Source organism: Bradyrhizobium sp. LB13.1, assembly GCF_054056815.1.
The window spans coordinates 2,564,028-2,578,157 of sequence record NZ_JBSRYQ010000001.1 but is presented as its reverse complement, the minus strand read 5'-3'; the positions used below and the strand labels follow the sequence as shown (position 1 = coordinate 2,578,157).

Below are 14,130 nucleotides of genomic sequence, written 5' to 3'. Positions count from 1 at the left end.
AGCAGCGCTTAAATATGAATAAGAGCACAGCAAGGTGCGTCCATGGCGAGTCAGCCAGCTCTATTTCGCAAGGAAGCTATCGACTTTTTGCGCCAGCGCCACAGCTGGGGTGAGGTCGTACTGCTGCAGCCGCTATCAAGCACGCTCCTTAGCTGGAGCCTGGCTGCGCTCGTTGGAGTCATCTTGTGTTTTCTATCCATCGCGCAATACGCGCGCAAGGAGACCGTGTCCGGGTATCTCACGCCGACCTCCGGCACAGCTAAGATTTTCGCACCACAACACGGTTTCATCAAGGCGATACAAGTGAAGGAAGGGCAAGAGGTTGCCGAGGGTGACCCGCTCCTGACCGTAGTCACTTCCCAAATCACCGCCAATGGCGATGACGTCAATTCCACCGTACTTGCAGTGTTGGCGCAGCAACGCAATGTGGTGGAGCGACAGATCGATGCGGAAGATAGCCGAACCGCCTCGGAACAGGATCGCCTCGCTGCCACGATCAAGGGGATCGAAGGAGAAATTGTTCAACTCGAGGACCAGCGAAGCATCCAAAACGAGCGACTGAAGCTTTCCGAGAGTTTTGTATCGACGGGTGCAAAGCTAACCGCAAGCGGTGCATTGCCAACGATTGAGCTGAAACGCCGCGAGCAGGCTGCACTTGAGCAAAAGCAGAGCGTGGTGTCACTCGATCAGCAGATCACCGCGCGACGCACCCAATTGACAGATGCTCGGCATACACTCGAGCAACTTCCAACTGTCGCCGCAGAGAGGATTCGAGTACTGCGTAATGATCTCTCCTCGATCGAACAGCGCGTGGCCGAGGTGAACGGGCGGCAGGCTTACGTTATCAAGGCGCCAACGGGTGGGCGCGTGTCCACGCTGCAGGCGACTGTTGGCCAGATCGCTGATCCAAGGCATATGCAGCTCGAAATAATTCCCCTTGATGCGCACCTGCAGGCGGAGCTGTTCTTTCCGACACGCGCGTTTGGTTTTGTGCGCCCCGGCCAGCAGGTTAGGATACTTTACGATGCATTTCCTTATCAGAAATTCGGCACCTACCGCGGCAGCGTGACAAAAGTCTCTCACACAATCCTGACCGGCAACGAAACGACCGGGCCGATCACCCTCAAGGAACCGGCTTACCGTGTGACTGCGGTTCTCGAACGGCCCGACATCGACGCCCATGGCCGTAAGATGCCGCTTCAGCCGGACATGCTGCTTAGGGCCGACGTTATTCTTGAGCAGCGGTCCCTCATGAGGTGGCTGCTTGACCCGGTGCTAAGCGCAAGGATGTAGCGCATGCAGGGACTATTGAATTTCAGCGGACGCAGATTCCTCCCGCTCATCAGGCAGACGGAGGCGACGGAATGCGGGCTCGCATGCCTCGCAATGGTCGCGTTCTATCATGGTCATCGAACTGACTTGAACACACTGCGTCGCCGGCATCCAGTGTCCCTAAAAGGTGTCACTCTCCGCGACCTTATGGAGATAGCAGCTCACCTGGAGCTGGCATGTCGACCGCTGCGAATCGAGATCGGCCACCTCTGCCAATTGCGCCTACCGGCTATTCTGCACTGGGACATGGCTCATTTCGTTGTACTGAAAGCGTACAGGAAGAAAGGGATCGTGGTGCACGATCCGGCAGCCGGCGAAAAATGGTTTCCCCTCACTGAAGCATCTAGACATCTCACCGGGGTCGCGCTCGAACTCTCGCCCACTGAAGAGTTCTGCCGCACAGACGAGCGAGTACGATTGCCGTTCTCGATATTCTGGAGCGGAATGAACGGCAACACTCATGCCCTCGCCCAAATATTGGTTCTGTCAGTAGTCATCGAAATTCTTCTCCTAGCCGCCCCTTTCTATATGCAGCTCACCGTTGACGAGGTCATCGCGAGAGGGGACGTCGATCTCCTGGTCGTACTCGGGCTAGGGTTCGCTCTCCTTCTCCTGATACAGGTCGGGTCGACCGCTACCCGCTCGTTCACTATACTTGTTCTGCAAAACACGTTGAGCTTTCAAATCGGCGCCCGGCTGTTCCATCATCTGGTGCGTTTGCCACTCTCATTCTTCGAAAAGCGGCACATCGGCGACATCCTTTCTCGCTTCAACTCGATCGAGCCCATTCGCAACGTGCTCGCGGAGGGACTGATCACGGGGTTGATCGACGGTCTCATGTCAGTGTTAATGCTGGCGCTAATGTTCACCTACAGCGTCCAACTCGGACTTGTCGTACTGCTGGCGTTCGCGTTGTACGCCGCCTTGCGGCTCGCTCTTTTCGGGCTGTTCCGGCAACGGAGCGAAGCGGCCATTCACAGCAAGGCAGACGAGAACTCCGCCTTCATCGAAACCGTGCGAGCGGTGCAAAGCGTAAAGTTACTCAACCGAGAGAACGAACGGGAGAGCCAGTGGCTGAACCGCTATGCTGCGTATATAAATGCCAACGTGCGGCTTGGTCGTGCAAGGGTCAGCTTCAAAGCGATGAACGACACGATATTCGGGTTGGAGAACGTAATCACGATCTACCTCGCCGCTCGCCTCGCACTAGACAACCTCATCACGGTTGGCATGATATTCGCGTTCGTCAGCTACAAGCTGCAGTTCGCTGGACGGACAGCGCTGCTGATCGAGAAGCTGGTGGATGTCCGCATTCTCGGGCTGCACCTCGAGCGTCTCGCCGACATTGCGCTCACCCCGATCGAGAGGGGGCACGACCGGGACCTGTCATATGTCCGACAGATGCGCGGCGCGATCGAACTGCGCAAGGTGTGCTTTCGGTATGCAGAAAGAGAGCCTCTGATTCTTAATAACGTCAACCTATGCGTTGCTCCGGGACAATTCGTGACGATCATGGGACCCTCAGGTTGCGGCAAGTCAACCCTTGTCAAAATTATGCTTGGGCTGCTTGAGCCAACGAGCGGAGAGGTCCTGATCGACGGCCTTCCGCTGGGCCAGATCGGACCGCGCGCTTATCGCGAGCAAATTGGCGCGGTGATGCAGGAGGATCAATTGCTGTCGGGATCGATTGCCGACAATATCTGCTTTTTTGACACAACATTCGACCTGCAAGGGATGATCGAGTGCGCGCGGATTGCCGGCATCCACGACGACATCATGGCAATGCCGATGAGCTACAACAGCCTCATCGGTGACATGGGAAGCTCGTTGTCTAGCGGGCAGAAACAGCGAGTACTGCTTGCTCGCGCGCTCTATCGCCGACCAAAGATCCTGTTTCTGGACGAGGGCACGGCCCATCTCGACACCGAGAAGGAAAAAGAAATCAATGCGAATCTCCGGCACCTAAATATGACGCGCGTGAGCGTAGCGCACCGACCCGAAATTACCCAGGGAGCCGATATCATCTTCCATCTTGCCGCGGCGGCCGGGCCGTTTCAGGTCGGAATGACGAGCCTCAGACCAGAAGCGGGGCCTGCGCGAGATGTCGCGGTCACCGAGTTTTCCGAAGGTGCGAAATCGGTCGAGACCGCGCACGGACACGATGACTGCCTCGTTGACGCCACGGGCGATTGCTCGAAGCGCAATAATGGCTGGAAGGACGCCGAGGACGACGACTGCCATCCACACAAGGACTACTGCCAGCCGCGGAAAGAGTGCAACCCCAAGCCGTCTGACGACTGCGGCAAAGGCGACAACCCGGGTGAAGCGCTGGCCAAGATCGACTTCTCACGACGCTGATTTCGGCTCGCGATATGCACTGCGCACTCGCTTCGATGTCGTCCGACGACGCTCGGAGGTGCCATCGGCCGGCCAAACGCGAGACTGATTAATACCGTGATGGCCAGATTCTGGAGGGCAATCGAGATAATGGCCGTTGCCACAGAAGATGGGGCTTGCGCGCACCAAGTTGGGCTCCACTCCCACCAACCTCGGTCTCGCCATTAAAGATCACCATACAGACCGCTTCTGGAGTTGGGCTGCGAAAGGCGTCCCCGCCGCACCTTCAGTATGCGGTTGCGAATGGCCAAATTTGCGCGACGGTGCATCCGGATTGTCAGCTTCCGACTAGAAATAACATGGCAACCGCTACGACTCACGAATGTATAGTTGTTGACGCCCAGGAAGAGCACGCGAAGGTTCAGAGGTAGCCATCGAATAGCGGACATCCGGGATCAGCAGTCGGACCAGAGGCCAAACCTTCGGCAGAGATTGGTCGGATCGGTCAGTTAACGGATTAGTAACGGCTTCTTGCCAGCCTGTAACTATTGCAGATCGTCGCAGCAGCGACTTCAGAATCATATCGTCTCTCTCAGTTCATACCTGCTCGGTTGGCAGTCTCATCAAGGGACAAGTCCGCTATGTGCAAGGGAATTCTGATTTCGCTTATTGCGCTATTCTTTTTGCTGATTTGCGATCAGTTCTGGTCAAACGGCCGCTATACGGATGTTGCCATCGTCATGGCGAAGCACATCAGTCGCTCTTTCGGTGTCTGATGCAGCTAGTTTCCACGAGCTCGAAATGACTGACGCAGTTACTCTTGACGCATTGAACAAGAGAGAATGCCCGGATTGCTGGTCCAGAAGAATGTCATCTGGATTGCGGGTTGACATTGCGGAGCACTTGGAGTGCCTCGCCTGTGAGGCACGGTTTTACGTTGCTCCGCGACCTCCACATGCCAAGGTCTTCATCCGACAATAGGCCTGCGCGAGAATCAAAATGCGCTTGCTATGGATCAACAGCGCCTGCCGTCATTGCCGACTGCCTGCTTGCAGCCGCGGCAGATCGTAAAGCTTGCGTTTTAATGCCTCATCTTCTTGTTCGACCAGGTGCTGCGCCACGATGCTATCCGCCCTCGAATTGGGCTTGGAACCTCTTGCTACGCGGGACTTCATGGTTCGCGCCGCATAACCCGACATGTCAATATCGTCGAACCGTGCCGACGCTAAAGCCATCGTAGTCCACGGCTGGGCTGAGGACCGACGAAGGCGCACCGATCACTGGTGTAGACCAAGCCTTGTCGGACGCTCCCGGCGGGAGAGCGTCCGTCCGCGATAACGGCCCGCCATTGGTCTTTGCCGAAGGCCTCAAATTTTTGGCGAGCGCTCGTGGCGGCGACACTTTAGCCCGCTGCCGTTGTCGGCCAAGCGTTCTTAGGGGTGGCCGGAGGCGCCGGCTCCTATTCAGTAGAGGGCGGAGCAAGCGAAAGCGGCGGAGCGACTAAGGTCCGGCCTCTGGGCGCTGCCCTGCAACCAAACGCCAGCAGACACGATGCCAAGACCAAGAGCGTCACGCTTTTCATCCGCGTCCTTCAAACGGCTTTGTTTGACCCGTTGACGCATGACCCTCCGAGCCAAGCTAATGACTATCTAGCTCATATGGCGATCAATGTTGACGGAAATGGGCGGGAGGGGCATCTGCCCGGGCCTTGAGCTTATTTCATAGCGTAGCGCCGACGGCCCGCTCTAGACTTCAACTCCAGAACCGCACTGCACCGCTCTCATGGACATGCTGGACGAAGACCAGACATTGCCTATTCGATCAAAGTGTCGCATTGCCGACTGATACAGGCCAATAGAGCTGACTTTTCTTATCCGGCTCGGTTCGACTAAAACAATTGGGCAAAAGAGCGTCCGCGTCGATTGTCGCGTGGCTAATCGAATGGCCGACCAACCAGTATTGCCGGCATGGAGCGAGGTATCATACTGGTATGCAAGGGCCCTCCCCAGTCAACGAAGACCTCCTGAATCAGCGCCTCATAGAGCTCGGGTCGGCAGCGAGCTGGGCGCCGCGGATTCTTCCGGATCTCGAAGGTTTTATTCGCGCCTCCGGCGACTATGATCTCTTTCGCGTCAATCCTGTTCGCTACGCGACTGCCAACGGCCTAAGTGAAGCCGAAGGAATCGAGCTGTTTGTGCACGCCGCGAAGGTTGGCCTATTCGAGATGCAGTGGCTGCTCATCTGCGCCTATTGTCCGCAGGTCGCAGGCACTTTTCGTGAGCTAGACCAGGTTCACCCCCGTTTCCAATGCGACTTCTGCAACGCCCTCAATGAGGCGGCCCTTGACGACTACATTCAGGTCACCTTTACCGTCTCGAGTTCGGTTCGCGACATCATATATCGTCATCCGGACATGCTGTCCGTCCAGGACTACTACCTGCGTTACAACTTCTCCAAAGACTTCAAGCCTCCGCACGGAATGACACACGAGCAACTCGTTGCGGCACTCTCGCGGGGATTTGCCGATATCGAGGCGGATCAGCGGTTGAACTTCGAATTCGACGTAACAGCCGGCCGTTTCGAGGTGCTCGATCTTAGCCATAAGCTTCTTCTGGTTTTCTTCGCGAACGGTGAACCGGCGGAATGCCAAGAAACGCTGGTCCAGCTCGAATCGGGCCGGTTCGTAGTTGCGGATCGGCCCACTGGGCCGAGAAATATGATCCTTGGCGACGGACGCTTTGCGTTTCGACAGACGGCCGATCTTAGCCCAGGCAAGCATATTATCCAGATTGAGAACCGTACCAAGGATCGGGGCCGCTTCTGGTTTCTCCAGTACCCTTCCCAGTTCCAGCCCCATCTGGTCGAGTATGAGCCGTTTCTTTCCGGTAAGCGATTGTTGCTCACGCCCTGCTTCGGCGAACTCTATAAGACCCAACTGGTGGACGAGCGCGATAGTCTAGCCGTTTCCGACATCACCTACCTGTTCACTGATCTAAAGGATTCGACTCCGCTGTACGAAAGCATCGGCGATGTGAATGCCTACTTTCTCGTCCGTCAGCACTTCGACATCTTGAATAAGATAATTAGGAAGCGATCTGGCACGATCGTGAAGACGATCGGTGATGCAGTCATGGCTGGCTTCGAGCGTCCACAGGATGCCGTTCTTGCATCCGTCGAGATGATCGAAGAGCTGTCGCGATTCAACAAAACCGCTTCGCAGCCGCTCGGCCTCAAAATCGGCGTGCACAGAGGCAGGGCCATAGCCGTAAGGCTCAACGACCGGATCGACTACTTCGGACAGGACGTGAATATCGCCGCCCGTGTGCAAGGTCTAGCCGGTGTCAACGAAATATGCCTGACAGAAATGGTGATGGAGGCTCCCGGAGTCAGTGACATCGTCAAAGGATGCCCGGCGTCGCGCGACTACCAGAACTTGAAGGGCATCGGGCAGAAAATGGAAATACATCGGATCAAAATTCCTCCGGCGCAGAAATGAACGACCGCGCGCGTCCTGCGCAGCGGCAGACCGGATCTCGGCTGCCGGTTTGTGCGCCGATTTCGCGCTGCGGCGGTGGGTGCCTGTTTATCCCGGGCGGACGACGCCACCAGGCATCAGCGTGTCTGCGTTCCCAAGCCGCGGGATCGTTCGGGTATCCAATGTTATGGAGGAAGTCGGCCTTCGGGTGATTAGGCTCGCTCCAGGAGCCGCACACGTAAGCAGCGCAACATTCGCATTTGTACGCCATAGAAGCCATTAGCTTGCAAGTGAGCGGAGGTGACGCCGACCTTTGCGTGCCTGAGAGTGCGAATCCTTTCCATGCGCATAAGGCTCGTCTCCCTCTTCGGTCGAATGGCGTCGCTTGTGCATCGCAACATCGCTGATAACCACGTTTCCATTTTTAATCTATCTTTAGCGATCTACTAAGAATTCCGGTTTCAAGGTCGCCTCAAATGGGAGGCGACCCATGCCGTTGACGAAATATTTCGGGTTTGTCGGCAGCGCCCTTGTCCTATTGCTGATCGGATTGGGGTGGTGTTTGCCGCAGCAAGTGGCGGAACCTACCGGTGGCTCCACCGACAGGCCAGCCATAAGAATCGCCTCGGCCGAACGGTTACCCGAGCGGGTCATTATCGACACGAGTTTGCCGACGATTGTCTCGCCGCCGAGCGTGGAGTTTGCTGAACGATGGCCACAAGCAGCTGTTGCAGCTGTCGTCCCTCCTCCCAGAACAGCAACTCCGGCGCCGGTTGGTGACGTACCGATAAGGCCGAATCTCGCAAACCGAGAACGTTCGAAAAAGGTTGCTGTTCATCATGCAGCGTCAAAAACGAATATCGAACCTTCGAGGAACGACAAAGCCACGACTCCGCCTGCAGTCGCTGAATTGTCTCTGTTGGACAGCTTGAAGGAAGGGTTGGGGCAAGCGCAGGAAAAACTGATGGCAAGCCTCGAACCCCTGGCTGCCAACGCTTCGAAGTCCCGGCTCGAAAAACGGCGATGATGTTACTACCCAACTTCGTCGTTGGGCGCTGACCGCGATCGCACCTACAGAAATGCCGAACACGACAGATGAGGCACCCGAAGGGGCGCAAGCGTTCCTCGAGCGAGATACTGCACCAGCACGAGGCTGTGTTTTCCAGCCTGCGAGCGCACCGATCCCGACGATCTGTCGGAGGGGTCCGTCGTCGAACTGAAGCGCGCAACCAATGACGACGGCTGAGGGGATCATTTGATGATCTCGTCTCCGTCGCCAACAAGGTGACTGGGGGAGCGATGAATAGGAGATGCGGCGCCATGCACAATGTTTTCCTTGGCATCACGTTCGCCGGAGCCCTGGTGCTCGTCTTAGTCTCTCTTGTCGCACTTCAAAGGATAATCGAGTGATCGCCGCCTGACGATCCGTTGCACTGCTTGCGAGACCCTTTGGCCTGTCGCGGTTTCTTCCAAGTGTGTGAGCCATCTCTCACAAGATTGCGTCGAGTCTGGCGTAAGTTCGGCGTGTAGGTCGCCTTCCGCAAACCATCGTGGAGATCGAAATGGCCAAAAATCCGACGGGCTCTGCAAGTGACCGTCTCCCGCATCCGTTCAGCGAATTGCTCGCCGCCGCCACCGTACCGCCGCAAGCCGAGTTCCTCGTGCACAGCGTGAAGGTCGTGTGCGGCAGACAAACCGAGACGAACTGCTGCTGTACCGCAGGCGCCCGGCCGGGCGTGTACGCGACCGAGGTCAACATTCAAAATATCACCGGTCAGCCGGCGCAGGTCGCGAAATTCTTCGTACCCTTGATCAACGCGGGCGCGGTTATTGGGCGCGAGCCCAAATTCGCCGATCCAGCCAAAATCTCTCAGCGCACTGGCGAGCTCATCACCCTTCCACCGCTGGCGGCGACGATGGACGATTGCTGCCACATCGCGGAGTTGCTGCTCGGCGGCCCCCCAAGCGGAGAGTCGGCGCTCACGATCGGCTATCTCACGATCGGGAGCTTCTTCGAATTGGCCGTCTCTGCGGTCTACACAGCGACCCCCCTGAGCGGGGACGGCATTAGCATTGACGTCGAGTACATTCTGCCGCGGCGCCTCGGACGTGGCCCGGGTCAGGGCTGAAAACGGCCTGACAGAACAACGCTCATTTCGAGCCGGAAAGCGTTGGTCGCCGCTTGCGCACGCACTGGCGGCCTTCCTTGCCGTGCGGAAAGCCGGCCTGCGGCGCAAGCGGCTCCAGAGCCTTGACGGGTTCGGTCGCTGACGCATTTGGCGTCTCGCGAGCAAGCATTCAGCTTCGTTTGAAGAACATCCGAGCTGCTGCGCGAGCAAGAACGGGGATTCGCGAATGAATGTTATGGAATTTTTGCCGACTGATAAGCTTTGCCGACATTCCTTATCAGTCTAGAACCGTTTCCACTTTTGCGACCAGGATACAAGCACGCTGCGTGATTCCGCTTCCTTGATCTTTCATCAGACTAAGCGCCGAGATAAGCGCGGAGTAAATCTGGATTGCCAAGCATATCGGCGGCGCGGCCTTCTCCAACAACCCGGCCTGTTTCGAATACGTAAGCGCGGCTCGCCACCGAGAGGGCGCTATGCACATTCTGCTCGACGATCAGGATCGTAATGCCTTGTTTGCAAAGTTCGCGCAGTGCGCCGAGTACTTCCTGCGACATCAGCGGGCTGAGCCCGAGACTTGGTTCATCGAGCAGCAACAGTTTTGGCCCCGACATCAGGGCACGGCCGATCGCGAGCATCTGCTGCTCGCCTCCCGACAGCAGGCCTGCAAGCTGCGACAGCCGCTCTCGCAGCCGCGGAAAGCGCTGGAGCACACGCTCGAACCGCTGTTCTACCAAGGCCCGATCCGAGCAGCAGTATGCGCCCAGGCCGAGGTTTTCGCGCACGCTCAGTTCGGGCCAGATATGCCGTTCCTCGGGCGACTGGGCGATACCGTCGCGGACGATCAGATCCGGCCGGCGCTTTGCGATCGACTTGCCGCAATAGAGGATGTCGCCCGATGTGGGGGCCAGCAGGCCTGAAATCGCACGCAAGGCCGTGCTCTTGCCGGCACCGTTGGCACCAAGCAATGCGACGATTTCGCCCTTACGAACCTCCAGATTGATGCCGTTCAGGGCGCGCAGCTTGCCGTAGCAGACCTCGAGGTTGCGCAATTCGAGAACGTTGTTTTGGGCGATCATGCGGCGGGCTTACCCAGGTACGCGGTGACGACGTCCGGATTCGTTCTCACCTCGAGCGGTGTCCCCGCGGCGATATTGCGGCCGAAGTCCAGGACGACGATGTGATCGGACACGGCCATCACGAGCGCCATGTTGTGCTCGACAAGCAGCATGGCCTCGACATGCTCTTTCACTATCCTTTTCAGCACATCGCCGAGGCGATCCGCCTCGTGAGTGTTCAACCCCGCCGCAGGCTCGTCGAGGATCAGCACCCTCGGGCCGGCGCTCAGCGCGACGGCCACTTCGAGCAGGCGAAGCTCGCCGCAGGACAGCGAGTCCGCGTCCGTGTTCATTCGCGCACCGAGGCCGACCGTCTCGATCAGCGCTGCCGCCTCGTCGCGAAGTCCACGCTCGCGCTGGCGGCCGCCAGCGAAGAAGGTCCGCCACAGCGACCTCTCGCCATGACGGTAGCGGGCGGTCAGCACGTTGCCGAAGACGGTGAGCCCGCGCAGGACGTTGGTCTTCTGGAAGGTGCGAATCAGGCCCCGCTGGGCGGCGGCATAAGGCGGGAGCCCCGTGATGTCCTCGTCGCAATAGCGCACGGTCCCGGCGCTGGGTTTTAAGAACCCCGTCACGAGATTGAGGCAGGTGGTCTTGCCGGCGCCGTTCGGTCCGATCAGGCTCATGATCTCGCCCTTGCGGATCGAGAAGCTCACATCCGAGAGGGCCGTCAGTCCCCCGAATTGCTTGGATAGCCCGTTCACCTCAAGCATCCGCGGCCCCTCCCCGGTTCAGGCCGGCCGGCTCGAGCGCCGGCGCGAGGCGATCCAGCTTCGCGCCGCCCTCGGCAAGCCCTTCCGGCTTTCGTTCATAGCTCTCATGCCGGCGGCTGATGAATCCCATCAGGCCGCGCGGCAGGAAGATCACCACGGCGACGACGATGAGACCGAAGATCGAGAAGCGCAGATCCTTGAAATCGCGCAGGAACTCTTCGAGGACGACCACCAGCACCGCGCCGACCACCGGGCCGGCCAGAGTGCCCTTTCCGCCCGCGAGCACCATGATGATCATGGTGATCATGAAGGAGAAGCCGAACACTTCGGGGCCGACATAAGAGATGTAATGCGCATAGAAGCCGCCGGAGAGGCCGCCCACCGCCGCCGCCAGCACGAAGGTGACGAGGCCCAGGTAGAACGGCCAGATCCCGATCGACTGCGCGACGAACCGGTTCTCCCGCACCGCGACCGCCGCGCGCCCGATATTCGAATAGACGAAACGATAGCTGATTAGGAGCGATATGGCCGCCAGCACGAGGCCCGCATAATAGAACCAGAGCTTCTGCTGCACGCCGGTCGCGCCCGCGATGGCAGCCGGCTTGCCAATTCCCGAGACGCCCATCGGCCCGTTGGTCAAATCGATCCAGTTGTTGGCAACCAGCCGCAGCACCTCAGCGAAGCAGAGCGTCACGATGACGAAGAACGGCCCGCGCAGGCGCAGCGTCACCGCACCGATCGCGAGCCCAAAGATCGCCGCAACGATGCCGGCGAGCGGGATTGTGAGGTAGATCGGCAGCCCGGACCGCACCGACAGCAGCGCGGCAGTGTAGGCTCCGATGCCGAAGAACGCGGTGTGCCCGAGCGGAAACTCACCGACGTAACCGACGATCAAATTCAGGCTCGTCGCCAGCATCACCGAGAACATGATCATGATCCCGATGTGCAAGGCGTATTCGTTGTGGACTGCGAGCGGGGTCAGCGCGCCCAGCGCGGCCACAGCGAGGAGAACATTGCGTTCGAACTTCATCACGCGCGCTCGGCTCTTCGGCTGAACAGACCATAGGGGCGGACCAGCAAGGTCACGATGACGAGCGCGAAGCCGATGGCATCCACATATCCCGTCGATACGTAGCCGCCCCACAGCGCCTCGGTCAGACCAAGGATCAAGCCGCCGGCCACCGCGCCGGCAAAGCTGCCCATTCCGCCGAGGATGACGACCACGAACGCCTTCAGGCTGATGACACCGCCGGTGCTCGCTTCCACGACGTATATCGAGCCGAGCAGCATCCCGGCCGCGCCCGCCAGGGTGGCACCAAGCGCGAAGGTGAAGCCGTAGATGCGCGGGGTCCGGATGCCGACCAGCTGGGCCGCCATCGGATCCTGGAACGTCGCGCGCATGGCGCGGCCGAGCGTGGTCTTCTGGATAAGGAGATTCGCTGCCGCGATCAGGACCGCGCAGATCACAACAAGCACGAGGCGGGCTTGCGTGATCACAACCGGGCCGAGAAACAGCGGCTTGCTCGCGAATGGCGAGGCGACCGTCACCGGCGTGGTGCCGACGATCAGGAGCGCGGTGTTGGCGATGAAGATCGAGAGACCGATCGTGAGCAGGATCGTCGGCTCCTCGCCCTGCCCGCGCACCCGCGCGATCAGCACCTGATCGATGAGGTAACCGAGAATGCCGAGCGCGATGACGACGACGGCAAGCGAGAGAAAGTAGTTCCAGCCGAACACCACCGTGAGCGCCCAGCCGAACAGGCCGCCGATGACATAGAGTTCGCCATGCGCAAAGTTCACGACCCGCATCAGGCCGAACACCAGTGTCAGTCCCAGCGCCGACAGGGCGTAGAACGCCCCGACGACAAGGCCGTTGGCCACAAGCTGAAGAAAGAGGTCCATCGCGATCTATTGTCCTGGCTATCGAGCGGCGGAGACAGCCGGCGCTGCCTCCGCCCCGGACGTCACTTTTCTACGGTATTGGATTCGACAACGACCGGAACGCCGTTCTCAAGTTGAACCAGCACCACCGTGAAGCCCGTGGCCTGGCCCTTTTCGTCGAAGCGGAAGTGCCCGTTCGGGCCTTCATAGTCCGTCCTAAGCAACGCTTCGCGGACCTTGTCGGAATCGGTTGACTGCGCGCGCGCAATCGCATCGACGACGATATTAAGCGTGTTGTAGCCTGCGGCAGAATACTTGCCCGGCGCAGCTTTGTACTGGTCTTGATAGGCCTTCACGAACGCCTCGTTCTTCGGGGTCTTCATGGTCGAGGCATAGGGCACGGCCGCGTAGATACCGTTCGCGGCCGGGCCGGCGAGCTGCATGAAATCGGCCGTGGCCCATGAGCCGACGCCGAACACCTTGATCGAGAGGCCGAGCTCGGCCTTCTGCTTGACGAGGGTCGAGCCGTCCTGGGTCTCGGCAGCCACGAATGCGCCGTCGGCTCCGGACGCCTTCAGCTTGGTGAGCAGCGTGTAGTAATCCGACGTGCCGTGCTCGAAATACTCCTTCATCACGGTCGTAGCACCAAGCGCGCTCATCTGCTTCTCGAACTCCTCGACGCCGCCGCGGCCGAAATCGTCGTTCACGCCGATATACGCGACCTTCTTCAGCTTGAGCTGGTTGACGAGGATCTTGGCAAAAGACTTGGCGAGCAGCGCGTCCGTTTCGGTCGCGCGGAAGAACCAGGTGTTGCCCTTCTCGGTCAGGTTCGCGGCTGAGGAGACGCCGGTCACCAGCGGCACCTTGGCGCTTTGCGCGACCGGCATGATGGCTGCCGTGGCCGAGCTGCAGAATGCGCCGATGAGTACGACCACCTTGTCGCGCTGGGTCAGTTTCTCGGCCGCGTTGACGGTGTTGGCCGGCTTGCACTGGCCGTCCTCAACCACGAGTTCGACCTTCTTGCCGAGTACGCCGCCCTTGGCGTTGATTTCGCCGAGCGCGAGCTTGATACCGTTAACGTCGGTCGTGCCGTTGTAAGCGACCGAACCGGTGAGCGGCTGGATGACACCGATCTTCACGGTGTC

The 14,130-nt window shown here is 59.1% G+C and carries 11 protein-coding genes; 5 read left to right on the top strand and 6 right to left on the bottom strand.

The annotated features are described in order from the left end of the window. Positions 1-42: 42 nt before the first annotated feature. Together ACVWYI_RS12195 and ACVWYI_RS12190 are read left to right on the top strand one after the other, a co-directional pair. On the top strand, positions 43-1,293 hold the full coding sequence (locus ACVWYI_RS12195; protein WP_247447011.1) for an HlyD family efflux transporter periplasmic adaptor subunit: 1,251 nt from the start codon (positions 43-45) through the stop codon (positions 1,291-1,293). A 3-nt stretch (positions 1,294-1,296) separates the two neighbouring features. Then, positions 1,297-3,690 carry a peptidase domain-containing ABC transporter gene (locus tag ACVWYI_RS12190; RefSeq protein ID WP_456662128.1) on the top strand — a complete coding sequence of 798 codons (2,394 nt, stop codon included), beginning with the start codon at positions 1,297-1,299 and terminating at the stop codon, positions 3,688-3,690. A 1,010-nt stretch (positions 3,691-4,700) separates the two neighbouring features. Here ACVWYI_RS12190 and ACVWYI_RS12185 read toward each other — a convergent pair. Next, on the bottom strand, positions 4,701-4,868 hold the full coding sequence (locus tag ACVWYI_RS12185) for a hypothetical protein (RefSeq protein ID WP_247447013.1): 168 nt from the start codon (positions 4,866-4,868) through the stop codon (positions 4,701-4,703). Positions 4,869-5,659: 791 nt separating this feature from the next. Here ACVWYI_RS12185 and ACVWYI_RS12180 point away from each other — a divergent pair. The 3 genes from ACVWYI_RS12180 (at position 5,660) to ACVWYI_RS12170 (ending at position 9,273) form a co-directional block, all read left to right on the top strand. Then, entirely contained in the window at positions 5,660-7,165 is a 1,506-nt protein-coding gene (locus tag ACVWYI_RS12180; protein WP_456662127.1) for a DUF5939 domain-containing protein, read from the top strand. Positions 7,166-7,634: 469 nt separating this feature from the next. Then, complete coding sequence (locus tag ACVWYI_RS12175) at positions 7,635-8,171, top strand: hypothetical protein (RefSeq protein ID WP_456662126.1); 537 nt, start codon at positions 7,635-7,637, stop codon at positions 8,169-8,171. A 535-nt stretch (positions 8,172-8,706) separates the two neighbouring features. Beyond that, positions 8,707-9,273 (top strand): hypothetical protein, encoded by a 567-nt coding sequence (locus ACVWYI_RS12170; protein ID WP_354053232.1) that lies wholly within the window; start codon positions 8,707-8,709, stop codon positions 9,271-9,273. Between the two features lie 356 nt (positions 9,274-9,629). Here ACVWYI_RS12170 and ACVWYI_RS12165 read toward each other — a convergent pair whose 3' ends face one another. The 5 genes from ACVWYI_RS12165 to ACVWYI_RS12145 form a co-directional block, all read right to left on the bottom strand. Next, positions 9,630-10,352 carry an ABC transporter ATP-binding protein gene (locus ACVWYI_RS12165; RefSeq protein WP_456662125.1) on the bottom strand — a complete coding sequence of 241 codons (723 nt, stop codon included), beginning with the start codon at positions 10,350-10,352 and terminating at the stop codon, positions 9,630-9,632. Continuing rightward, a complete protein-coding gene (locus ACVWYI_RS12160; protein ID WP_456662124.1) occupies positions 10,349-11,104 on the bottom strand; it encodes an ABC transporter ATP-binding protein in 756 nt (251 codons plus the stop codon). The genes ACVWYI_RS12165 and ACVWYI_RS12160 overlap by 4 nt, the downstream gene beginning before the upstream one ends. Then, entirely contained in the window at positions 11,097-12,134 is a 1,038-nt protein-coding gene (locus tag ACVWYI_RS12155; protein ID WP_456662123.1) for a branched-chain amino acid ABC transporter permease, read from the bottom strand. Before ACVWYI_RS12155 ends, ACVWYI_RS12160 begins: the two co-directional genes overlap by 8 nt. Continuing rightward, the gene (locus ACVWYI_RS12150) at positions 12,134-13,006 is read right to left on the bottom strand and encodes a branched-chain amino acid ABC transporter permease (RefSeq protein ID WP_456662122.1); all 873 of its coding nucleotides are present in this window, start codon (positions 13,004-13,006) and stop codon (positions 12,134-12,136) included. Before ACVWYI_RS12150 ends, ACVWYI_RS12155 begins: the two co-directional genes overlap by 1 nt. A 62-nt stretch (positions 13,007-13,068) precedes the next feature. Beyond that, positions 13,069-14,124, bottom strand: a complete 1,056-nt coding sequence (locus ACVWYI_RS12145; protein WP_456662121.1) for an ABC transporter substrate-binding protein — start codon at positions 14,122-14,124, stop codon at positions 13,069-13,071. Positions 14,125-14,130 lie beyond the last annotated feature (6 nt).

Bases quoted from the DNA above. Each gene is read 5' to 3' on its own strand.
- ACVWYI_RS12170 (WP_354053232.1), top strand. From the start codon at position 8,707: ATGGCCAAAAATCCGACGGGCTCTGCAAGTGACCGTCTCCCGCATCCG.
- ACVWYI_RS12155 (WP_456662123.1), bottom strand. From the start codon at position 12,134: ATGAAGTTCGAACGCAATGTTCTCCTCGCTGTGGCCGCGCTGGGCGCG.
- ACVWYI_RS12160 (WP_456662124.1), bottom strand. From the start codon at position 11,104: ATGCTTGAGGTGAACGGGCTATCCAAGCAATTCGGGGGACTGACGGCC.
- ACVWYI_RS12185 (WP_247447013.1), bottom strand. From the start codon at position 4,868: ATGTCGGGTTATGCGGCGCGAACCATGAAGTCCCGCGTAGCAAGAGGT.
- ACVWYI_RS12165 (WP_456662125.1), bottom strand. From the start codon at position 10,352: ATGATCGCCCAAAACAACGTTCTCGAATTGCGCAACCTCGAGGTCTGC.
- ACVWYI_RS12180 (WP_456662127.1), top strand. From the start codon at position 5,660: ATGCAAGGGCCCTCCCCAGTCAACGAAGACCTCCTGAATCAGCGCCTC.
- ACVWYI_RS12195 (WP_247447011.1), top strand. From the start codon at position 43: ATGGCGAGTCAGCCAGCTCTATTTCGCAAGGAAGCTATCGACTTTTTG.
- ACVWYI_RS12150 (WP_456662122.1), bottom strand. From the start codon at position 13,006: ATGGACCTCTTTCTTCAGCTTGTGGCCAACGGCCTTGTCGTCGGGGCG.
- ACVWYI_RS12190 (WP_456662128.1), top strand. From the start codon at position 1,297: ATGCAGGGACTATTGAATTTCAGCGGACGCAGATTCCTCCCGCTCATC.
- ACVWYI_RS12175 (WP_456662126.1), top strand. From the start codon at position 7,635: ATGCCGTTGACGAAATATTTCGGGTTTGTCGGCAGCGCCCTTGTCCTA.